This is a genomic window from Pseudophaeobacter sp. A-200-2, assembly GCF_041008815.1.
Taxonomy (GTDB): domain Bacteria; phylum Pseudomonadota; class Alphaproteobacteria; order Rhodobacterales; family Rhodobacteraceae; genus Phycobacter; species Phycobacter gallaeciensis_A.
In genome coordinates this window covers 290,261-312,233 of record NZ_JAXGFU010000005.1, presented here as the reverse complement: position 1 = coordinate 312,233, position 21,973 = coordinate 290,261, and the positions used below count along the sequence as shown (strand labels likewise).

The 21,973-nt window shown below is 62.3% G+C and carries 20 protein-coding genes; 15 read left to right on the top strand and 5 right to left on the bottom strand.

Translation table 11 applies throughout. The features are described from left to right. Window positions 1–238 precede the first annotated feature (238 nt). Window positions 239–835: an HD domain-containing protein gene (locus SM766_RS10255; protein ID WP_368947701.1), complete on the top strand. Its 597-nt coding sequence runs from the start codon at window positions 239–241 to the stop codon at window positions 833–835. 9 nt (window positions 836–844) lie between these two features. On the opposite strand, the gene SM766_RS10250 is transcribed toward SM766_RS10255, so the two are convergent. The 3 genes from SM766_RS10250 to SM766_RS10240 form a co-directional block, all read right to left on the bottom strand. After that, entirely contained in the window at window positions 845–2,032 is a 1,188-nt protein-coding gene (locus tag SM766_RS10250; RefSeq protein ID WP_368947700.1) for a glycosyltransferase family 61 protein, read from the bottom strand. A gap of 26 nt (window positions 2,033–2,058) precedes the next feature. Next, window positions 2,059–2,613 carry an ActR/PrrA/RegA family redox response regulator transcription factor gene (locus SM766_RS10245; RefSeq protein WP_065272028.1) on the bottom strand — a complete coding sequence of 185 codons (555 nt, stop codon included), beginning with the start codon at window positions 2,611–2,613 and terminating at the stop codon, window positions 2,059–2,061. A gap of 81 nt (window positions 2,614–2,694) precedes the next feature. Beyond that, window positions 2,695–3,315 (bottom strand): SCO family protein, encoded by a 621-nt coding sequence (locus SM766_RS10240; protein WP_065272027.1) that lies wholly within the window; start codon window positions 3,313–3,315, stop codon window positions 2,695–2,697. Between the two features lie 145 nt (window positions 3,316–3,460). Here SM766_RS10240 and regB point away from each other — a divergent pair, with 145 nt between their 5' ends. From regB to trxA, 8 genes are all read left to right on the top strand, one after another. Beyond that, entirely contained in the window at window positions 3,461–4,858 is a 1,398-nt protein-coding gene (gene regB, locus SM766_RS10235) for a sensor histidine kinase RegB (protein WP_065272026.1), read from the top strand. Window positions 4,859–4,946: 88 nt separating this feature from the next. After that, window positions 4,947–6,494, top strand: a complete 1,548-nt coding sequence (locus SM766_RS10230; protein ID WP_274833198.1) for a PAS-domain containing protein — start codon at window positions 4,947–4,949, stop codon at window positions 6,492–6,494. A gap of 74 nt (window positions 6,495–6,568) precedes the next feature. Continuing rightward, entirely contained in the window at window positions 6,569–7,045 is a 477-nt protein-coding gene (tsaE, locus tag SM766_RS10225; protein WP_368947699.1) for a tRNA (adenosine(37)-N6)-threonylcarbamoyltransferase complex ATPase subunit type 1 TsaE, read from the top strand. Further along, window positions 7,042–8,037: an aminoglycoside phosphotransferase family protein gene (locus SM766_RS10220; RefSeq protein WP_368947698.1), complete on the top strand. Its 996-nt coding sequence runs from the start codon at window positions 7,042–7,044 to the stop codon at window positions 8,035–8,037. The genes tsaE and SM766_RS10220 overlap by 4 nt, the downstream gene beginning before the upstream one ends. After that, complete coding sequence (locus SM766_RS10215) at window positions 8,037–8,732, top strand: nucleotidyltransferase family protein (RefSeq protein WP_368947697.1); 696 nt, start codon at window positions 8,037–8,039, stop codon at window positions 8,730–8,732. Before SM766_RS10220 ends, SM766_RS10215 begins: the two co-directional genes overlap by 1 nt. Then, window positions 8,725–11,661, top strand: coding sequence for a double-strand break repair protein AddB (gene addB / locus SM766_RS10210; RefSeq protein ID WP_368947713.1), 2,937 nt, complete (start codon window positions 8,725–8,727; stop codon window positions 11,659–11,661). The genes SM766_RS10215 and addB overlap by 8 nt, the downstream gene beginning before the upstream one ends. After that, window positions 11,658–15,020, top strand: coding sequence for a double-strand break repair helicase AddA (gene addA / locus SM766_RS10205; RefSeq protein ID WP_368947696.1), 3,363 nt, complete (start codon window positions 11,658–11,660; stop codon window positions 15,018–15,020). The genes addB and addA overlap by 4 nt, the downstream gene beginning before the upstream one ends. Before the next feature lie 62 nt (window positions 15,021–15,082). Beyond that, window positions 15,083–15,403: a thioredoxin gene (gene trxA, locus SM766_RS10200; protein ID WP_065272019.1), complete on the top strand. Its 321-nt coding sequence runs from the start codon at window positions 15,083–15,085 to the stop codon at window positions 15,401–15,403. Window positions 15,404–15,497: 94 nt separating this feature from the next. Here trxA and SM766_RS10195 read toward each other — a convergent pair whose 3' ends face one another. Continuing rightward, a complete protein-coding gene (locus SM766_RS10195; RefSeq protein ID WP_274830006.1) occupies window positions 15,498–16,157 on the bottom strand; it encodes a dimethylsulfonioproprionate lyase family protein in 660 nt (219 codons plus the stop codon). Between the two features lie 180 nt (window positions 16,158–16,337). Here SM766_RS10195 and SM766_RS10190 point away from each other — a divergent pair, with 180 nt between their 5' ends. Further along, window positions 16,338–16,682, top strand: coding sequence for a Lin0512 family protein (locus SM766_RS10190; protein WP_065272017.1), 345 nt, complete (start codon window positions 16,338–16,340; stop codon window positions 16,680–16,682). After that, window positions 16,682–17,047 (top strand): Lin0512 family protein, encoded by a 366-nt coding sequence (locus SM766_RS10185; protein WP_368947695.1) that lies wholly within the window; start codon window positions 16,682–16,684, stop codon window positions 17,045–17,047. Before SM766_RS10190 ends, SM766_RS10185 begins: the two co-directional genes overlap by 1 nt. Before the next feature lie 77 nt (window positions 17,048–17,124). Here the strand turns inward: SM766_RS10185 and SM766_RS10180 are convergent, their stop codons facing one another. After that, window positions 17,125–17,319 (bottom strand): DUF1127 domain-containing protein, encoded by a 195-nt coding sequence (locus SM766_RS10180; protein ID WP_065272015.1) that lies wholly within the window; start codon window positions 17,317–17,319, stop codon window positions 17,125–17,127. Window positions 17,320–17,802: 483 nt separating this feature from the next. Between SM766_RS10180 and hslV the strand changes: the two genes are divergently transcribed. The 4 genes from hslV (at window position 17,803) to SM766_RS10160 (ending at window position 21,970) form a co-directional block, all read left to right on the top strand. Beyond that, a complete protein-coding gene (hslV, locus tag SM766_RS10175; protein WP_065272014.1) occupies window positions 17,803–18,366 on the top strand; it encodes an ATP-dependent protease subunit HslV in 564 nt (187 codons plus the stop codon). A 1-nt stretch (window position 18,367) separates the two neighbouring features. After that, entirely contained in the window at window positions 18,368–19,438 is a 1,071-nt protein-coding gene (locus tag SM766_RS10170) for a hypothetical protein (protein WP_368947694.1), read from the top strand. Window positions 19,439–19,451: 13 nt separating this feature from the next. Further along, window positions 19,452–20,765, top strand: coding sequence for an ATP-dependent protease ATPase subunit HslU (gene hslU, locus SM766_RS10165; protein ID WP_368947693.1), 1,314 nt, complete (start codon window positions 19,452–19,454; stop codon window positions 20,763–20,765). 89 nt (window positions 20,766–20,854) lie between these two features. Beyond that, a complete protein-coding gene (locus SM766_RS10160; RefSeq protein ID WP_274830001.1) occupies window positions 20,855–21,970 on the top strand; it encodes an alpha/beta hydrolase in 1,116 nt (371 codons plus the stop codon). Window positions 21,971–21,973: the final 3 nt, after the last annotated feature.

Genomic DNA, 21,973 nt, shown 5'->3' with positions numbered 1-21,973 from the left:
TTGCGGCCAAACCCGGCCAATGCGATGTCTTTGACGATGTAATCCGTGCCCATTGGCAACTCCATTCTGGCTCAGCCTCAACTTGGCCACGCACTTAACACCGCAACGCTTTACAAGCAATGAAACCACCCAGAGCAGAGGGTTGCCCCGGACCAAATGCCACGCAATTCAGGATTTGCACGCTGGGTGCCAAGCGGCTAGGCACAGGTAAAACCTCTGTAAGAGCCGGACCCGACCGATGCCTCCAAAACCTGCCCGCGCCTGGCAACGCATGCTGTCAGGACGCCGACTGGATCTTCTGGATCCCACGCCCGTCGACATTGAAATCGAGGATATCGCCCACGGGCTGGCCTTTGTGGCGCGCTGGAACGGGCAAACCAAGGGTAATTTCGCCTATTCGGTGGCCGAACATTCGCTGCTGGTCGAGAGCTTGTTCACCCGTCTTTATCCCAAGGCGCCAGTGAAATGGCGCCTGGCCGCGCTGCTGCACGATGCCCCGGAATATGTGATTGGCGACATGATATCCCCGGTGAAGGCCGCAGTCGGTCCCGGGTATGAGGATCTGGATCAACGCCTGACTACGGCCATCCATGTCCGTTTCGGCCTGCCCGCCGCCCTGCCAAAGACCATCAAGTCCAAGATCAAGCGGGCCGACAAGATCAGCGCATGGATGGAGGCGGTGCAGATCGCCGGGTTTTCGGAGACGGAGGCCAACAAGTTCTTTGGCCGCATCGACCCGCAGATCACGGGCGATCTGTCTATCGACCTGCGCCCGCCGGTCGAGGTGCGCCGTGATTTTGTCAGCCGCCATGCAGAGTTGCTGGCGCAGCTTTAGGCCACTACCTCAGGCGTTGGCGGTTTTGGCCGCACGCCTGGCCCGACGGGCGCGGCGCATTTCGCGGATCCGCTGCTGTTTGAATTCGGGCGATTCCACGAAACGGTCGCTACCGCCAAGCCCCTTTTCGACAAGGATCTGTTGCCGCTGATCGTCGCTCAGCACCGGCCATTGCGCATCAGCAGAGATGAATCCATGCGTGGCAAGAGCCCGGCCGATCACCGAATGGTCGATCTCGCCAAAGCTGTTGCGGCTCGACTTTGGCTTGTTGACCGGCACCCATTCAGTGCGAAGCGCGCCAATCACCAGCGGATTGCATTTGCAGAAATGCGCTACATTCATCGCCAGCAGATTATTGGCGCCGGATTGGCGCCGCAGGACCATCGCGACCTTCTGATCCGGCCTTCCTACCATGGCAAAGAGATGCAGCGCCGAGCCATCCGCCGCGATCACCCGTTTCGCCGCCTTGTAGCGAGCCAGTTGCTCGGTCAGGCTGTGCTCCTGCGGGTGGAAGATCTCATAGCCTTCGGCCTGAAGCAGCTCTTCCATCTGCTCTTCGCCCAGAAGACCGCCCTTGCTGAGGCCCAGTTTCGAACGGGAGATATAGAGCTTTTCAGGGCCTTCAGGGGTCACATCGCGGGCAAAGCGGCTGTGCACCGCATTGCGGAACTTTCGGGTACCACGAGTGATATGGCCAAGGCCAAACCCCTGCCCTGGCACCACCAGTTCCTCAACCCGGGTCGGTTCAGCCGCAACCCGGATTGGCAGGCCCGGCGCAAAGAGATTGATGAACTCGCGCTGAAAGCCGCGCGTTTCATCGCCCACAGCCGGGCGTTTAGGGATGAACAGGATGCCGTCCACCGGCTGATCCAGATGTGGCAGCGCCCAAAGCCGGGACGAGCTTTCCACCAGGAAATGCCCGAAATGCGCCCAGAGCACCCCGCCCCAGAGCCAGCGCCCCGGCAGGGTTGCGTTGACCTCACTCGGCGGGTCGGGCTGCACGGTGATCGGGCGGTATTTGCGCCAGAGCGCGGCCTTGGCGCAGTAATCACCAGAGGCAGTCAACACACCGGCCTTTTGCACCAGCGCACTGTCGACCGGCGGGATCACGCAGGCATCGCGCAGGGTCTCAATCTCCTCGGACCAGCCCCCGTCGGGCAACGGCTGATCTTCGGGTCCGGCGCCATGCTCTGTCATGTGTGGTCCTCGCCTGGGGGTTGCCTTTACTTGGGGCTGCGTTTGGCAAGGATCCGCTGCAAGGTCCGCCGGTGCATGTTCAGCCGCCGAGCGGTTTCGGACACGTTGCGATCGCAGAGTTCATAGATGCGCTGAATATGCTCCCAGCGCACGCGGTCCGCGCTCATCGGGTTTTCCGGTGGCGGCGGCAGTTCATCCGCCGAGGCCAAGAGCGCATTGGTGATATCGGTCGCATCCGCCGGTTTTGACAGGTAATCGGTGGCGCCGATCTTCACCGCAGCAACGGCGGTGGCAATGGCGCCATATCCGGTCAGCACCACAACCCGGCTGTCGGGACGTTTTTCTCGGATCACCTCGACCACATCCAGACCGTTGCCATCCTCCAGCCGCAAATCGACAACCGCATAGGCTGGGGGCCGGGCGGTGGCGATGGCGCTGCCGGCGGCGACGGATCCGGCGGTCTCAATCTCGAAACCGCGCTTTTCCATCGCTTTGGCCAGGCGGCGCAGAAACGGTTCATCATCATCGACCAACAAGAGCGATTTGTCGGGTCCGATGTCCCTTTGCGTCGCTTCGACCATGCCCGCTCCTCCGCGTTCGTTCAGCAAATTCTTGTTTTGGATATTAAACGCCGGGTGGCAAAGGTCAAATGCCAGACACCGTTACATGTTATCAATGAAACAGCCGATCTTGTCTGCCACCTGCTCGGGCGTCTCATCGCGGCGGAAGAATTCGACGAAACCGTCCTCAGGCAGCACCAGATAGGCAAAGGTGGAGTGATCGACCAGGTAATAGTCCTCATCCCCGTCCTGTTTCTTGTAATAGGTCTTGTAGGCCTGGCTGGCCGCCTTGACCTGCTCGGCCGACCCGGTGAGACCGATCATCTTTTCATGCATGTTGTAGGCAAAATCGCCAACCACCTCGGGGGTGTCGCGGTCCGGGTCGATCGAGATGAACACCGGTGTCACGCTGTAACCGCGTTCATCCAGCACATCGATGGCCTCGGCGTTGCGGGACACATCCAGCGGGCAGACGTCGGGGCAGAAGGTATAGCCAAAGTACAGCAGCGATGGTTCGGTAATGACATCCTTGTCGGTAACCGTCTCACCCTTGGAATTGACCAGTTCGAACGGCCCGCCAATGGTATCGGCGCCACCGGCAATCTTGCTGCTGCGGCACTGGGCGAATTTGTCATCGCTGTCCCCTGGGCGGGTCAGGAACCAGGTGCCGCCGGCAAGAGCAGCAATGAACAGGGCAGCAAGAAGGGCATATAGGCGGGTCATGTGATCACACTTTGCGAACGGGAAGGGTTGTTGATCGTTTCGGGCGCGAGACCTATCAAGAAACTCAGCCGATGCAACTGCACACGGCGTCACACCGCCGATCGGCGCGGGAACGTGATAATGAGCCGCAGATCAGGAGGCCCAGATGAGCGAGACCCAATTCGGCCTGATGCATGGCCAGGAACGCAGCCACTGGATCCGTTTGCGGACCCTGATCCTGCTGCGCTGGGTAGCCATCGCCGGGCAGATCATTGCGATCCTGGTGGCGCAGTACATGTACAATCTGCAACTGGTGCTGCCGCTATGTTTTCTGGCGGTCGGCATCGCGGTTACCGGCAATCTTGTCGCCACCCTGATGTTCCCCGAAAACAAGCGCCTCTCGGAATTCGAAAACTTCCTGATGGTGCTGTTCGATCTGATGCAGCTGGCGTTTTTGTTGAGCCTGACCGGCGGTCTGCACAATCCCTTTGCCCTGCTGGTTCTGGCGCCAGTGACAATTTCCGCTGCCATGATGGGGCTGCGCTCAACCCTGATCATTGGCGGTACTGCCATCATGCTGGTAACACTGATGGCCGAATTCCATATTCCCCTGCGCACCGAACAGGGGTTCCTGCTGCGGGTTCCGGATGTCTTTGTCTTTGGCAACTGGACCGCCATCGTCATCGCCATCCTGTTCATTGGGTTCTACTCCTTCCGGATCAGCACCGAGATCCGCAGCATGTCGGACGCGCTTTCTGCCACCCAGCTGGCCCTGTCGCGTGAGCAGAAGCTGACCGACCTTGGCGGCGTGGTCGCTGCCGCCGCGCATGAACTTGGCACGCCGCTGGCCACCATCAAACTGGCCAGTGCCGAATTGTTGGATGAATTGGACGACCGCCCCGACCTGCGCGAAGACGCCGCCCTGATCCGGGAACAGGCGGACCGCTGCCGCGATATCCTGCGCAGCATGGGCCGGGCCGGGAAGGACGACCTGCATCTGCGCCAGGCGCCGCTCTCGACCGTCATCCACGAGGCCGCCGAACCCCATATGGACCGCGGCACGACGGTCGTGTTTCACGAAGCCCCGCTTGAGGACGGCAGCCTGCAGCAACCCACCATCCTGCGCAAACCCGAGATCATCCACGGTCTGCGCAACCTGGTTCAGAACGCGGTGGATTTCGCAGGCAGCACCGTCTGGATCGACGCCGCCTGGGACGACGAAAAGATCGAGGTTCGGATCAGCGACGACGGGCGCGGGTTCCCCTCTCAGATGCTGGGCCGGATCGGCGATCCCTTCATGAAACGGCGGCGCAGTGGATCTGATCGGCGCAAACGCCCCGGTTACGAAGGCATGGGGCTGGGCCTGTTCATCGCCAAAACCCTGCTGGAACGCAGCGGCGCCAACCTGCGGTTTACCAATGGATCGGCCCCGCTTCCCGGACTAATACTGCCAAAAGAACGCCGGGGTGCCATCGTCGAAGTCTCCTGGCCGCGTGACAAAGTCGACGCGCTCAAGGGCGAAAATGCCGTTCCAACCGGGAAAAACCAGAGAATTGAAATTTAACTGTTCACTTTTTAGCAACCAATTAAACTTCATTTAACCATTTTTAAGCAACCATTGATAAAGCGATACGCGAGCAAGGCAGGACAACATGCAGAACATCGTTTCAATCGAATGGCTAATCTTGGCAACCCTCTGCGCCGCCACAGCCGCGGCCGCTGTGTGGTGGCTGTCTCCCGGCGCGCGCTCCAAATCGCTGGAGCAGGATCTGCTGTCCAGCGACGGGCGTACTGATGCGGTCTTCCTGTTTGACGACACCAACCTGATCGGCTGGTCCTCGGGCGCACGCAAATTCATTGGCGAACACGCCGAGGCGTTCAGCTGGAACATGCTGCGCGACCAGCTGGCGCGCAATTACCCCGGCCTGCCGCAATCGCCCGGATTTCTGAAAGATGTCGGTCCCCTTGTCCTGTCGGGCACCGAATCCGCCGAAAGCCGCGAAGCGCATTGTGAATGGATCGACGGTATTACCCGCGTGCAGCTGCGCCGCTCGACTCTGGAAGAGCAGAACAGATCGCAGGATCAGGAACTGACCACCCTGCGCGCCGCCGTGCATCAGGCCCCTTATCCGGTCTGGCTGCAATCGGATGAAGGCGCGATCACCTGGTCCAACCTAGCCTATGACAACCTTACCCATAAAATCCGCGGCCGCGACGTGGATGTGTCGGTGCCCCTGTTCACCGATCTTGAAGAACCCAAATCCAGCGGTAAACCGGAACGGATTTCCATCCCGCTGCCCGACAGCAACAAGCAGCTGTGGTACAATATCTCGACCACTGAAACCGAAGCCGGCTGGCTGTGTCATGCTGTCGATGTGAATGCGGTGGTGGATGCCGAAATCGCCCAGCGCAACTTTGTGCAGACTCTGGCAAAAACCTTTGCCCAGCTGTCCATTGGTCTGGCCATCTTTGATCGCAACCGTCAGCTGGTGCTGTTCAACCCGGTGCTGATCGACCTGACCGCGCTGCCGCCCGATTTCCTCAGCTCCCGTCCCAACCTGATGAGCTTTTTCGACCGTCTGCGCGACCAGCGCATGATGCCCGAGCCCAAGAATTACTCCAGCTGGCGCCACCAGTTCGAAGACCTGCTCGAGGCCGCTGCTGAAGGCCGGTACAAGGAAACATGGTCGCTGCCCTCGGGTTCGGTCTATTCGGTCTCTGGCCGCCCGCACCCCGATGGTGCCATTGCCTTCCTGTTCGAGGACATCACCGCCGAAGTGACCCTGACGCGTCAGTTCCGCTCGGAGCTGGAAATGGGGCAGTCGATCATGGACCAGATGGACGAAGCCATCGCCGTCTTTGCCAATGATGGCAGCATGACTTTCTCCAACGCCGCCTATCATCAGATGTGGAAAATGGACCCAGACGCCAGCTTTGCCAAAGTGTCGATCATGGATGCCAGCCGCGTCTGGCAGGACACCTGCGCCCCGACACCGGCTTGGGGAGAGATCCGCGATTTCGTCGCAGCCAGCGATGCGCGCGACCCCTGGTGGGCAAATGTGAAACTGCGCGACGGCACGCCGCTGATGTGCAAGGTCACCGGCATCCAGAACGGCGCCACCATGGTCAGCTTCTGCAATCCGCAGACCAGCCTGCCCTGCGCCGAACAGGAACGCTTTGCCATCTCTGATCACAGCTGAGCAGGACTGCAAGCCAGGCACCCCCAAGGGCAATCCCGCTTGCAGCGCATGACGCCTGACGCCATTGTGGCGCCATGATTAAAAGTCCTCATTCCTGCACTCTGGCTTCGGCCGAAAATACCGCCGATCTGGCACAGAAAATCGCCGGGGCCCTCTGCCCGGGCGATTGCCTGCTTCTGGAAGGCCCCATCGGCGCCGGCAAGACGCATTTCGCCCGCCACCTGATCCAGTCGTTGCAGGACATCCCCGAAGATGTCCCCTCTCCCACCTTCACGCTGGTCCAGACCTACGAGGTTCCGGCGGGTGAGCTGTGGCATGCGGATCTTTACCGCCTGTCGTCGCTTGATGAGGTCGAAGAACTGGGGCTGCTCGCCGCCTTTGACACCGCGATCACCCTGGTCGAATGGCCCGACCGACTGGCGGAGCTGGCGCCGCAGCACGCATTGCACCTGACATTTGCACTGGACCCCGATAGCGAAGATGCCCGTCTGCTGACCCTGCGGTGGAGCGATGACAGATGGCAGCCCCTGATGGAGCAAGTTTTTTCATGACAGACCGAACAGAGCTGATCTCCGCCTTTTTGTCGGGCGCCGGATACGGCAGCTGGGAACGCCGCCCGTTGGCCGGCGATGCCTCGATGCGCCGCTATGAACGGCTGATCGGCCCACACGGCGGCTCTGCGGTGCTGATGGATGCCCCGACAGAGAAGGGGGAGGATATCCGCCCCTTCGTTCAGATCGCCGAATACCTGCACGAACAGGGCGTCAGCGCGCCCGAAATTCTGGCTGAGGACGCAGAACACGGCTTCCTGCTGATTGAGGACCTCGGCGACGGGTTGTTCAGCAGCGTGATCGAACAGGATCCCAGTCAGGAAATGTCCCTCTACCGGGCCGCAACCGATCTTCTGATTGCGCTGCATCAGGCGCCGCTGCCCGATCTGGAGCCGCTTGGTCCGCGTGTCATGGCGGAAATGGCCAGCCTTGTGATGACAACCTACCGAAGCGGCATCACCGGGCAGGAGGACAGCGTGCTGACCAGCCGGTTCGAAGATCAGTTCGAAGACATTCTGCGCCACAGCGTCAAGGGCGATGCCGTCTTTGTGCACCGGGATTTTCATGCCCAGAACCTGCTGTGGCTGCCGGATCGGGACGGGATCGCCCGCGTCGGTGTCATCGATTTTCAGGACGCCCGCACCGGTCATCCGGCCTATGATCTGGTTTCTCTCTTGCAGGACGCCCGCCGCGATGTGCCCGCCGGGGTCGAGATGCAGATGATCGATCACTACATTGAGGTCACCGGGGTCGATCCCTCCGGGTTCCGCACCGCCTATACGGTGATCGGCGTGCAGCGAAACCTGCGTATCCTAGGCATTTTTGCGCGGCTGTCGCAGGAAGGCGGCAAGCCGCAGTATCTGGATCTGATCCCGCGCGTCTGGGGCCATGTCATGCGCGGGTTGGAGCACCCCGCCCTTGCGCCTCTGGCGGATTGGCTGCGGGAGGATCTACCCCCACCCAGCCCCGAAAACCTGGACAGGCTGCGATAATGGCGGCGCTATCCCCCGAAGCCGTAATGATCTACGCGGCCGGCTTTGGCACCCGGATGAAGGCGCTGACCCGGAATCTGCCGAAACCGATGATCCCGGTTGCCGGGCGGCCCCTGATCGACCACACGCTGGATCTGGCCCACGCGGTGCAGCCCGCGCGGATCGTGGTCAACACCCATTACAAGGCAGAGATCCTGCAGGAGCACCTGAAACCGCAGGGCGTTCTGATCAGCGACGAACAGCCGGAGATCCTGGATACCGGCGGCGGTCTGCGCCATGCGCTGCCCCTTCTGGGTGATGGTCCCGTTTACACCTCGAACTCCGATGCGATCTGGGCTGGGCCGAACCCCTTTGAAATGCTGCGCGCGGCCTGGGATCCCGCGCAGATGGATGGCCTCATGCTCTGCGTACCGCTGGCGCACGCTGTGGGGCGGAAGGGCGGCGGTGATTTCTCGGCCGACGCGGCGGGGCGCATTTCATGGGGCGGCGATCTGGTCTGGGGCGGTGTGCAGATCCTCAAGACAGACGGATTGCAGAGCATCAACGAGGCCTCCTTTTCCACCCGCCTGCTATGGAACCCGATGATCGAGGAAAAACGGCTGTACGCCCTCGAATATCCCGGCCACTGGTGCGATGTGGGACACCCCGAAGGCATCACCCTGGCGGAGCAATTGCTGGCACATGACGATGTTTGAACCACAGGACAAACCGCGCCTGTTCGCCCTGCCCTGCGGTGTCGATTTCCCGCGGGCGCTAGTGAACGGCCTGATCGCGCGCAGCGCTGGCCTCCCGCCCGAGGCGCTGGCCCGCGCCGAGGTGATCGTCAACACCGCCCGCATGCAGCGCCGGGTGCGCGACCTGTTTGACGCCGGCCCCACCCTGCTGCTGCCACGCCTGTCGCTGCTGACCGATCTGGCACAGCGCGCCACCCTGCACGGCCTGCCGCCTGCCCTGCTCTCGCTCAGGCGCCGGTTGGAGCTGTCGCAGCTGATCGCGAAACTGCTGGACGCGCAGCCTGATCTCGCGGCGCGGGCCTCGCTTTTTGATCTCTCCGACAGTCTGGCGGCGTTGATCGACGAAATGCAGGGCGAAGGCGTCAGCACCGACACCATCCGCAACCTTGATGTCTCGGACATGTCCGGGCATTGGGCGCGCGCGCAGGCCTTCATCGGGATCGCAGATGATTTTGTTGACCGCCACGACGATGCCATGGACAAGGAAGCCCGCCAGCGGCAGGTGGTTCTGAACCTGATCGACCAGTGGCAGAGCGCACCGCCGCAACACCCGGTGATCCTGGCCGGCTCCACCGGCTCGCGCGGCACCACTCTGATGCTGATGGAAGCCATCGCCCGCCTGCCGCAGGGCGCGGTGATCCTGCCGGGGTTCGATTTTGACCAACCCGATCACGTCTGGTCCGGCCTTGATGATCCGCTGATCTCCGAAGACCATCCGCAGTACCGGTTCTATCGGCTGATGAAGGATCTGGAGCTCACGCCGCGTGACGTGGAACCCTGGACAGATGAACCCCCTCCCTTTCCGGCCCGCAACCGGCTGGTGTCACTGGCGCTGCGCCCTGCCCCCGTCACCGACGCCTGGATGAGCGAAGGACCGCAGCTGACCGATATCGATCGCGCTGCCGAGACCATCACCCTTGTCGAAGCGCCAAGCCCCAGATCCGAGGCGCTCACCATCGCTTTGCGTCTGCGGCAGGCCGCCGAGGATGGCCAGACCGCGGCGCTGATCACCCCCGACCGGATGCTGACGCGGCAGGTGTCGGCGGCGCTGGACCGCTGGGACATCCTGCCGGATGATTCCGCCGGTCAGCCGCTGCAACTGTCTCCGCCGGGCCGTTTCCTGCGCCACGTGGCCGAGCTGTTCTGCCACGTGCTGACGCCGGACATGCTGCTGACGCTGCTGAAACACCCGCTGACCCATGACGGGCCAGAGGCTGCGCGCGGCGAACACCTGCGCCATACCCGCGATTTCGAACTCGAGCTGCGCCGCAATGGCCCGCCCTTCCCCGATGCAGACAGTTTTGCCGCCTTTGGCGCCACGCGCGATCTGATCCCCGGATGGGTCGACTGGCTGACGACACAATTTGCCGATCAGGTCACCCCGGGCAACCTGTCCCTGACGGATTGGATCACCCGCCTGCGCGCCCGCGCCGAAGGCATTGCCTCTGGCAGTCAGCTGGGCGGCAGCGGCACGCTCTGGGACAAGAAAGCCGGCCAGAAGGCGCTGAAGGTGATCACCGATCTGGAAGAGAACGCGCAATTCGGCGGCGAGATGAGCGCCCGCGACTTTGCCGATCTTCTGGGCGCGCTTCTGGCGCAGGAAGAGGTGCGCGACCGCGATGCGCCCTATGGGTCGATCATGATCTGGGGTACGCTAGAGGCCCGTGTTCAAGGCGCCGATCTGGTCATTCTGGCCGGTCTCAACGAGGGTAGCTGGCCCGAGGCCGCCAGCCCCGATCCCTGGCTGAACCGCCAGTTGCGCAATCAGGCCGGGCTGTTGCTGCCCGAACGCCGTATCGGTCTCTCTGCGCATGACTTCCAGCAGGCCGTGGCCGCGCCTGAAGTCTGGTTGACCCGTGCCAAACGCTCGGAAGAGGCAGATACCGTACCCTCGCGCTGGCTCAACCGGATGATGAACCTGTTGCGCGGCCTGCCGGAACAAGGCGGGCGCGCCGCGCTGGAGGCAATGCGCGCACGCGGGCAGACATGGCTGGATTGGTCAACGGCGCTGGAGGTCCCGCTGCCAAGCGAACCTGCCAGCCGCCCTGCCCCGCGCCCGCCGGTTGCCGCCCGACCGCGACAGCTGTCAGTCACGGAAATCCCCCGCCTGATCCGCGATCCCTATGCGGTTTACGCCAAACATGTGCTGCGCCTGAAACCACTGAACCCGCTGATGCGGGAACCCGATGCGCTGCTGCGCGGGATCGTGGTGCACAAGGTGTTCGAGGATTACATCCGCGATAGCCGCGACAACCCGGAGCTGCTGACCCCGGAAGAGCTGATCGCGCGCACCCGCAGCCAGTTGCAGGCAGAGGTCCCCTGGCCCGTCGCCCGCAGCCTGTGGCTGGCGCGCATTGCCCGCATCGCCGAAAGCTTTGTCGCGGGGGAACAGACCCGTCGCGCCGCTGCGCGCCCCTCTGGGTTTGAAATCAGCGGAGGAGTTCGCCTTGCGCCGCTCGATTTCCAGATCACCGGACAGGCCGACCGGATCGACGTCGATGAACGCGGTTGCCTGCATATCTTTGACTACAAGACCGGCGATCCACCGACCGACAAACAACAGCGCGCCTTTGACAAACAGCTGCTGATCGAGGCCGCCATGGCCGAACAGGGCGCCTTTGAGGACTACGGCATCGCGCAGGTGGAGCGCGCGACCTTCATCGGCCTGAAATCCCCGATCAAGGAAGTGCCCGCGCCGCTGGCGGATGAACCCCCGGCCAAGGTCTGGGCTGAGCTGAAGAAACTGATCGAAGCCTATTTCGACCCCGAACAGGGCTATAGCAGCCGTCGCATGGTGCACCGGGACGATTTTGCCGGCGACTACGATCATCTGGCGCGCTTTGGCGAATGGGACCGCAGCGACATGCCAAAGCCGGAGGATCTGACATGACCGCCCCCCGCGATGCAGCATCTGAGGCGCAGTTTCGCGCCGCGCGGCCCGATGCCTCGACATGGCTGGCGGCTAATGCCGGATCGGGCAAGACCAAGGTGCTGACCGACCGGGTGGCGCGGCTGTTGCTGAAAGGCGTGCAGCCGCAGCACATCTTGTGCCTGACCTATACCAAGGCCGCCGCCAGCGAGATGCAGAACCGACTGTTCCAGCGGCTGGGTGAATGGGCGATGCTGGGCGATGACAGGCTGAGCGCGGCGCTGGAGGATCTGGGCGCAGGCGACGTGGCCCGGGGCGAGGGGCTGGCGCAGGCGCGCACGCTCTTTGCCCGCGCGATTGAAACGCCGGGTGGCCTCAAGATCCAGACGATCCACTCCTTCTGTTCCTCGCTGTTGCGCCGTTTCCCGCTGGAGGCCGGCGTCAGCCCGCAATTCGCCGAAATGGAAGACCGCGCCGCTACCCTTTTGCGCGCTGAAATCGTCGAGGATATCGCCAACGGCCCGGAGGCGCATCTGGTCGAGGCGCTGGCCCGGCATGTTGCAGGCAGCGATTTTGACGATCTGACCGCCGCCATCTGCCAACGCCGCGCCGAATTTTCCCAGCCTCTGGACCGCGCGGGACTGCTGAAACTGTTCGACCTGCCCGAAGGGTTTGACGCTGCCGCGCTGGAGGCGTTGGTGTTCCTTGGTGGAGAAGATGAGCTGCTGAGCCGCACCCGCGATATGCTGGCAACAGGCGGCACCAACGATCAGAAAGCCGCCGCGAAACTCGCCGGGATCGCCACGCCGAAAATGGCCGATCTGCCTGTGTTAGAGTCGGTTTTCCTGACTGGCGCCAGCGCCAAGGCGCCCTTTACGGCCAAGGTCGGCAGCTTCCCGACCAAGAAGCTGCAAAAGGACAACCCCGATCTGATGGACCGGCTGGAGCCCTTTATGCTGCGGGTCGAGGATGCCCGCGCCAAACGGCTGGCGCTGGCAGCGGCGCAGAAATCCGAGGACCTGCACGCCTTTGCTGCCGTGTTCCTGCCGGAATACGAGCGGCGCAAACAGCTGCGCGGCTGGCTCGACTTTGACGATCTGATCCTCAAGGCGCGGCTGCTGCTGAACGATCCGGCGGTGGCGGCCTGGGTTCTCTATCGGCTGGATGGCGGCATCGATCACATCCTGGTGGACGAGGCGCAGGACACCAGCCCGGTGCAATGGGACGTGATCGAAAAACTGGCGCAGGAGTTCACATCAGGGATCGGCGCGCGATCGGATGTGGAGCGCACGATCTTTGTGGTCGGCGACAAGAAACAGTCGATCTATTCCTTTCAGGGCGCCGACCCGGATGCCTTTGACCGCATGCAGGAAGAATTCGGCCGCCGACTGGCCGAAACCGGCGCGGCGCTTCAGAATGCGGCGCTGGAATTTTCCTTCCGCTCCTCTGCGGCGATCCTGCGGCTGGTCGATCTGGTGTTCAAGGACAGCCCGCGCGCCGGCTTTCACAAGGACGCGTTGCACCGCGCCTTTAAATCCGATCTGCCGGGGCGCGTGGACCTCTGGCCTGCGGTGGAAAAGCTGGATGATGAGGAAGACCGCGACTGGACCGACCCGGTGGACCGGCCCGGCGCCCGTCATCACACGGTGATCCTGGCCGAGCGTATCGCCCGCGAGATCAAGCGGATGATCGACGACAAGGTCACCATTCCCGAGGACGGCCCGACCCGCGGCACCTTTCAGCGCCGCCCGGTACATGCCGGGGATTTCCTGATCCTGGTGCAGCGCCGGTCCGAGCTGTTTTCCGAAATCATCCGCGCCTGCAAGGCCGCCCGCCTGCCTATCGCGGGTGCCGACCGGCTGAAGGTGGGCGCCGAACTGGCGGTCAAGGATATCGCCGCGCTGTTGTCGTTTCTGGCGACGCCCGAGGATAGCCTGTCGCTGGCTGCCGCGCTGAAATCACCGCTTTTTGGCTGGTCGGAACAGATGCTGTTCGACCTTGCCCACCGGCGCAAAGGCGGCAGCCATCTGTGGGCGGCGCTGCGTGATCGGGCCACGGAATATCCCGAAACGATGGAAATGATCGACGATCTGCGCAGCCAGACCGATTTTCTGCGCCCCTATGATCTGATCGAGCGGATCCTGACCCGTCACAGGGGCCGCCAGCGCCTGCTGGGTCGCCTTGGCCCCGAAGCCGAGGACGGCATCAACGCGCTCCTGTCCCAAGCGCTGGCCTATGAACGCACCGATATTCCCAGCCTTACCGGGTTTCTGGTCTGGATGCAGACCGACGATCTTGAGATCAAGCGCCAGATGGGCGCCGCCGGGGATATGATCCGGGTGATGTCGGTGCATGGCTCCAAGGGGCTGGAGGCGCCGATCGTGATCCTGCCAGATACCGCCAAACGCAAGCCGCCCAGCGATGCCGAGATCATCGTGGCCGAAGGCGCGCCGCTGTGGCGCGTGCCCAAGAATCAGATGCCCGCCGCCATGCTCACCGCGCGCGAGGCCGCGCAGGAGAAACAGCAGAACGAACGGCTGCGCCTATTGTATGTGGCGCTAACGCGGGCAGAGAAGTGGCTGATCGTTGCGACCGCCGGGGAGCTGTCGAAAGAGGGTGACAGCTGGTACCAGATGGTCGAACGGGCTCTGAATGACGGCGGCGCTGCCGAAGCCGACCTGCCCGGTGGGCCGGGCCTGCGGCTACAGCATGGCGATTGGGACGGGCTGGAGTTTGTCGCCCACGACGCCCCCGAGCCAAAGAAAGTGACCCTGCCACAGGTCTTTACACAGTCTGCCCCGGCCTATGTCGCGCCGGAACCGACGCTCAGCCCATCGGATCTGGGCGGCGCCAAGGCGCTGCCTGGCGATCAGGGTCTGGACGAGGAGGCTGCCAAGGCGCGCGGCACCAACCTGCACTTGCTGCTGGAACATCTGCCCGCACAGCCAGAGGACCGCTGGCCGGATCTGGCCCGAGCGCTGCTGGCGGGATGCGAGGACCAAGGGGAACTGCTGCAGGAGGCAAGCGCCGTACTGCGCAATCCCGATCTCGCGCATGTCTTTGCCCCCGGCACCCTGTCCGAAGTGGCCGTGACGGCCGATCTGGATGGCATCCGCCTGCACGGGGTGATCGACCGGCTGATTGTGGAACCTGACCGGGTTCTGGCGGTGGATTTCAAATCAAACGCAACCGTTCCGCAATCGGTAAGCGAATGTCCCGACGGGCTGCTGCGGCAAATGGGCGCCTATGAGCTGGCGCTGGGGCGGATCTACCCAGGCAAAACCATCGAAACGGCGCTGATATGGACCCGCAATGCAACCCTGATGCCCCTGCCGCACGAAGTTGTGACGGGGGCCTTCCAGCGTCACGGGGAACCTTGACGAGTCCTTAAGCCCTACCTAGGTTCAGCATCCAGTTGCCACTCATCTCAGGAGACATTTCCATGTCCACCGTAGCCGTCACCGACGAAACCTTTGACGCCGAAGTCAAGAACTCCTCCGTTCCCGTAGTCGTAGACTTCTGGGCCGAATGGTGCGGCCCCTGTAAGCAGATCGGCCCCGCTCTGGAAGAGCTGGCCGCCGAATACGGCGACAAGGTGAAAATCGCCAAGGTCGACGTTGACAGCAACCCGAACGCTGCTGCCGCCATGGGCGTGCGCGGTATCCCGGCGCTGTTCATCTTCAAGGACGGTCAGGTTGTCTCCAACCGCGCCGGCGCCGCACCCAAGGCTGCGCTGCAAAGCTGGATCAACGAAAGCATCTGATCCGCTTGGATCTGAAGCGAGAGTTTTTGAAGGGCGCCCCGGTGGCGCCCTTTTTCGTGTGGGCCTGCAATAAAACCCGTCCGGTGATCTGCGCCTATTTGGGTGCGCGCGTGAACACCATCTTCTGGTTGGCTAGTTTTTCCTGATCGCCAACCCAAGCGTAGCAGAGCAGCGACGGATTATGATCCGCCACGGTGATGCGGTGCAGCTGCCCCGGCGGGTTGAAGATCAGCGACCCCGGCGCATAGACGCCCTGATCGTTCTCCGACACTGCGCCAGAAAGGCAGATATAACTCTCCGAGATGCCATCGTGGGAATGGGCCGGATAGGTGCAGCCTGGCGCGAACAGCACCAGCCCGAGGATCACCTCGTCGGTCATCACCGGGCCGGTGGGACCAGCCAGTTCGGCATAGGCGTATTTGCGCTCCAACCCGCGCGGCACCTTTTCATAGCCGTATTGCCAGACCAGATGCTGACGCACCGCCTCGATCGCGCGGATAAAGGCGCCGTGGCGTTCCTGCCGACCGTTGTCCAGAGCCCGCTGCAGATGCGCCGTCACGGGTTTATCAACGCTGGCACCGGCGCGAACCTCGGCATTGGATTTCAGAACCCGGCTGATGCGTTCACGGACCATGCGCTGATGGCTGCGGATCTTGACGCTGCCACCAGCAGGCAGGCGGCGGTAGAACTCATAGAAATCCCGCAGCAGATAATCCCACTCGGGGCTATCTTTCAGACGCGTGTGTTCTGTCATGTCGGCGCCCTCCTCTGACGGTTGCCCAGCTTGTCTCCGCATGCTGCGGTTCGCTCTAGCACCACAGCGACGGGATGGAGTCGCAATTGCAGCGCCCGCAGGCACCGGACCCTGAAAGGCGCCCCTTTTCCTTGCCTCCGATCCCCGTCAAAGTGGCCGCAAACAGACAGGAGGACCGTCATGGCCAAAACGCGGGTACTGGTGGAATTCGGCATGGGCACATCCCTGCGCCGCGCCGATTACACCGAAGCGGCAAAACGCGCGATCAGGGATGCCCTGTGGCACAATTCGGTCAACATGGCCGAACTGTTCGATTTCCCGAAGGAAGCCATGATCATCGACGCCGAAATCGGGGTGCAGCAGCCGGACTCCGTGGATGCCGATGCGCTGAAGGAGATCTTTCCCTATGGCCGCCCCGACATCCGCATCACCAAAGGTGGTCTGGACATCGACAAACCGGGTGGCGGTAAGACGGTCATCGCCAATGCCGCCGTCATTGTCTCTTTTGAAATGGAGGCGGTGTGATGACGGAGAAACGTATCATTCTGGAAATGGGCACCGGCAACGATCTTTATGGGCGGGACTACACCAAGGCGGCCCGGCGTGCGGTGCAGGATGCGCTGCATCATTCCTCGATCACCCTGTTTTCCGAACTGGGCATCGATCATTCCGAAATGCGGGTGGAGGTGACCATCGCCGTGCAAAAGCCCGAAGCGGTGGACTGTGATCTGGTGGCCGCCGATCTGCCGCGCGGCCGGGCAAAAGTGCGCGCCGTCTTCGGGGGGCTGGATGTGGCGAGTGTGGATGGCAAGGCGCCGCATGTCATCGCAACGGCTGCGGTCGAGGCCTGGCTGCCCGATCTGGCCGGACGCTACAGGTGGTCGGAGTAATAGCCCCTGAAATGCACAAAGCCGTCCGGGTTCGGACGGCTTTGCTAGCTGTATAAGGTCATGTGAAGGTCTGCCTATCAGATCTTCGAGATGTCTTCGCGGGTCAGACCAATATCGGCCAGCTGGACGTCGGACAGACGGTACAGAGCACGGCGGGTGATGCGGGCTTCACGGGCTTCTGCGAAGGCAGCTTTTGCGTTCAGAACGGTGTCGACGATGCGGAGGACGGCAACCGCACCGAGGGGTGCATGGATATTTGCTGTTGTGGCCATTTTATGGGTCCTGTAACAAAACAACCGGCCCCATGCCGGTGTTAACGCCCATGTAGGAGAGGCGGGTGAGTCTCACAATTGCCCGTTTGACAGCCCCGATCTGCGCCTATTGCATAACAAATGATCAGTTTGTTAACGCCGTGATCCGCTCTTCTAATACAGTGCAAGGGGCGCATCAGCGGGTTTGATAACGGCCGTTGATCGGCACATTTGCCCGGGGCCGAACGCCGATCCATCCTTTGGCATGCTTTGCCGTTTCATCGCCTGGCTTGCAATCATTTGATAACGCATGGTTTTGCCCTGCATCTCTCATAGTTTTCGGGTCAGGAACCCCGTCAACAGCCCCTGCCCGCCAGATGGATCAACGCAAGTTGAAGGCTAGGCACGGCAATAGATTGGGCAAAGGCAGCCGCAGGTCAGATACCCGGTTGAGCAATAAGGACCCAACGCCCATATATGGCTGCAACAACACTGGAGGCATGCATGGCAGACGATCAATTCCCCGGCTGGCACGGGACCACCATTATCGGTGTCAAGAAAGACGGGCTTGTGGTGATTGCCGGTGATGGGCAGGTGTCGCTGGGCCAGACCGTGATCAAGGGCAGCGCCCGCAAGGTTCGCCGCCTGTCCCCCGGCGGCTATGACGTGGTCGCGGGCTTTGCCGGCTCCACCGCCGATGCCTTTACGCTGCTGGAGCGGCTTGAGGCCAAGCTGGAAGCCACACCGGGCCAACTGGCGCGCGCCAGCGTCGAACTGGCCAAGGACTGGCGCACCGATAAATATCTACAAAAGCTCGAAGCGATGTTGATCGTCAGCGATGGAACGGACCTTCTGGTCATCACCGGCGCCGGCGATGTGCTGGAGCCGGAACATGACGTGGCCGCCATCGGTTCGGGCGGCAATTTCGCCCTCGCGGCAGCCCGCGCGATGATGGACAGTGACAAATCGGCGGAAACCGTGGCCCGCGAATCCATGGCGATCGCCGCCGATATCTGCGTTTACACCAACGGCAGGCTGACCGTCGAAACCATCAGCCCGGAGAAATAAGGTGTCCGGCATCGACCGCGATGATCTGCGCGCCGCCGTGGGATCGGGCCTGCTGAGCGAGGCGCAGGCTGCCTCGCTGCTGGCGCTGGCCGACAGCCGCCGGGGCGCGCGTGAAAACCTAGCCGAAGGCGATGAACCGTTTGAGCTATTCAAGGGGTTCAACGAGATCTTCATCGTCATCGGGCTGCTGATCCTCGCCTCCGGATGGGCGGCGGTCACGGCAGCAATGCTGGCGGGCAGCCTGGGCGGCTATCAAAGCAAGACGGTCACCGCCGCGGTGATCGGCGCCGCGGTTCTGTGGGCACTGTCGGAATATTTCATCCGCCGCCGCCGCATGGTGGCGCCGGCCATTGCCCTGTCCGTGCTCTGGGCGGTGAATGCCGGGGCAGGGCTGTCGGCGCAGTTTTCCCAGCCCTTCATGATTGCCCAGACCGATTATTCCAGCATGCAGCTGCCATTCGCGCTGACCACAGTCGCCATCACCATCTACTGGCTGCGGTTCCGGGTGCCCTTTGCCATGGCCCTGATCGCGCTTGGCGTTTTTGCACTGGCACTGCTGATGGGGGCGATCCGCATGGGTACCCCCGCCGATATCGGCGATTTCTTCCTGCTGTCGGCCAGCGGTCCCTTCGCCTGGATCACGCTGTTGGTGGGCCTTGCGGTCTTTGTCGTGGCGATGGTCTTCGATATGAGCGATCCGCACCGGGTCACCCGGCGCTCGGCGCAGGGGTTCTGGCTACACGTCGTCGCCGCCCCAGCACTGGTCAATACCATCGCGCTCAGCCTGCTGGAAAACGGCAGCAGCGGCGCGCATCTGCTGCTGCTGGCCGTGCTGTTGGCCTTTGCCTTTGTTGCCATCGTGATCGACCGGCGGTCATTCCTGATTGCCGCGATCGGCTATAGCGTGACCCTGGCCGGAACGGTGTTCGACGGCGAAGGCGCCGCATCGACCATTCTGGTTCTGGGCGTGTTCCTTGTGGCGCTGGGGGCTTTCTGGACCCGCATCCGCGCCGCGCTTCTTTCACCCTTGTCCGGGCTGGTGCCGCTTCACCGGCTGCCGCCCTCTCATTGATACGGGAAATCCCATGACTGACCTGACACCCCGCGAAATCGTTTCCGAACTGGACCGGTTCATCATCGGCCAGAAAGACGCCAAACGCGCCGTCGCCGTCGCCCTGCGCAACCGCTGGCGGCGCAAGCAGCTGGGCGATGACCTGCGCGACGAGGTTTACCCCAAGAACATCCTGATGATTGGCCCCACCGGCGTCGGCAAGACCGAGATCAGCCGCCGTCTGGCGAAACTCGCCCGCGCGCCCTTTATCAAGGTCGAAGCCACCAAGTTCACCGAGGTCGGCTATGTTGGCCGTGACGTCGAACAGATCATCCGCGATCTGGTGGACACCGCGATCATGCAGACCCGCGAATTCATGCGCGAAGACGTCAAGGCCAAGGCCCACAAGGCCGCCGAGGAGCGCGTGATCACCGCCATCGCCGGCACCGAGGCCCGCGACAGCACCCGCGAAGTGTTCCGCAAGAAACTGAAATCCGGCGAGCTGGACGACACCGTCATCGAACTGGAGGTCACCGATACCTCGAACCCGATGGGCGGCATGTTCGATATTCCCGGCCAGCCCGGCGGGGCCATGGGCGGCATGATGAACCTGGGCGATCTGTTCGGCAAAGCCATGGGCGGGCGCACCGTGAAGAAGCGCCTCACCGTCGCCGAAAGCTATGACGTGCTGATCGGCGAAGAGGCGGACAAGCTGCTGGACGACGAGACGGTCACCCGCGTTGCCCTGGAATCGGTGGAGCAAAACGGCATCGTCTTCCTGGATGAGATCGACAAGGTCTGCGCCCGCTCCGATGCCCGTGGTGGCGACGTCAGCCGCGAAGGCGTGCAGCGCGATCTGCTGCCGCTGATCGAGGGCACCACCGTCAGCACCAAACACGGGCCGGTCAAAACAGACCATATCCTGTTCATCGCTTCCGGCGCTTTCCACATTGCAAAACCGTCAGACCTGCTGCCGGAATTGCAAGGCCGTCTGCCGATCCGGGTGAACCTGCGCGCGCTGAGCGAGCAGGATTTCATCCGCATCCTGACCGAGACAGACAATGCGCTGACCCGCCAGTACACCGCCCTGATGGGCACCGAGGAGGTCGAGGTCACCTTTACCGAAGAGGGTATCGGGGCGCTGGCGAAAATCGCGGCCGAGGTGAACCAGTCGGTGGAAAATATCGGCGCGCGGCGCCTTTACACGGTGATGGAACGGGTGTTCGAAGAGCTGTCCTTTACCGCGCCGGACCGGGGCGGCGAGGCGGTTGTGGTTGATGCCAAATTTGTCTCCAAGAACCTGGGTGAGCTGGGCGGCTCCAACGATCTGAGCCGCTACGTCCTGTAAACAACACCGCCCGGTTGCGGCTGGTCCTGCCAGTTGGAACCGGGCGGTTTCCGGTATATCCAAGGCGTGAAACAGGTTGGATATTTGGCATGTTGTTTTTCCGGAAGGTTTTGTTTCTATCCCTTTTTGCCGCTGCCGCCTGTGGCATTCGGCCGTCGACACCGACCATCCCCGAAGCGCTGGAGATCGGAACGCCAAAGACGATCTTTGCCGCCACGATCCGTGACCCGCTGCCCGAAGGCGGGTTTGGCAATGGAAGGACCGAAGACTATCACCTGCTGGAATTGACCGTTTCGATCCCGCCCAACCACCAGCCCGGGCAGCTTCTGTTTGCCTATGACACACCGGACCCGAAGACCGAGTTTACCATGGCCGCCCGGCGGAAGATCGAAACTTCCGCAGTTTTCATGGATCGACTGAACCGTGAACTGGCAAAATTTGAACCGGACGAGCGTGACATCACCGTCTTTGTGCATGGGTTCAATTCCACCCAATCCGAAACCGCCTTTCGCGCGGCGCAGCTGACCCATGATACCAAGGTTCCCGGTGCCACCGTGGTCTATTCCTGGCCCAGCCTCGGCAGTCCGCTTGGCTATGCTTATGATGCCGACAGCGTGATGTTTGCCCGCGACGGGCTGGAACGGCTGCTGAAACAACTCAGCAAAAGCAACGCGCGGCGGATCGTTCTGGTGGCGCATTCCATGGGGTCGATGCTGGCGATGGAGACATTGCGCCAGATTGAAATCCGCACACCCGGCTGGTCCGACAGGAACCTTGACGGCGTGGTGCTGATGTCGCCGGATCTGGATCTGGACGTCTTTCGCAGCCAGATGAGCCGCCTCAACCCGGTTCCGCAGCCATTTCTGGTTTTCATTTCCCGCAAGGACAAGATTCTGACCCTGTCGCAACGGCTGCGGGGCACGTCCAGCCGCGCGCGGCTGGGAAATCTGGGATCGACCGATGGTCTGGAGGATTTGCCGATCAGCATCATCGACACCACCGATTACGCCGATTCCGCCAGCTCGGGCCATTTGGTTGCTGGCACTTCGCCCGCGCTCCTCGCGATCCTCAGTTCGGCGCGGCAATCATCGCAAGCGTTTTCACGCAAAGGGTTGATCTTTGATGGGGTGCTGCCGCCACCGATGGTGGAGAAAAAGCAGATTCAGGATCTGTCGCTCATCGATATCACGGACAGCCAGCGATAACCG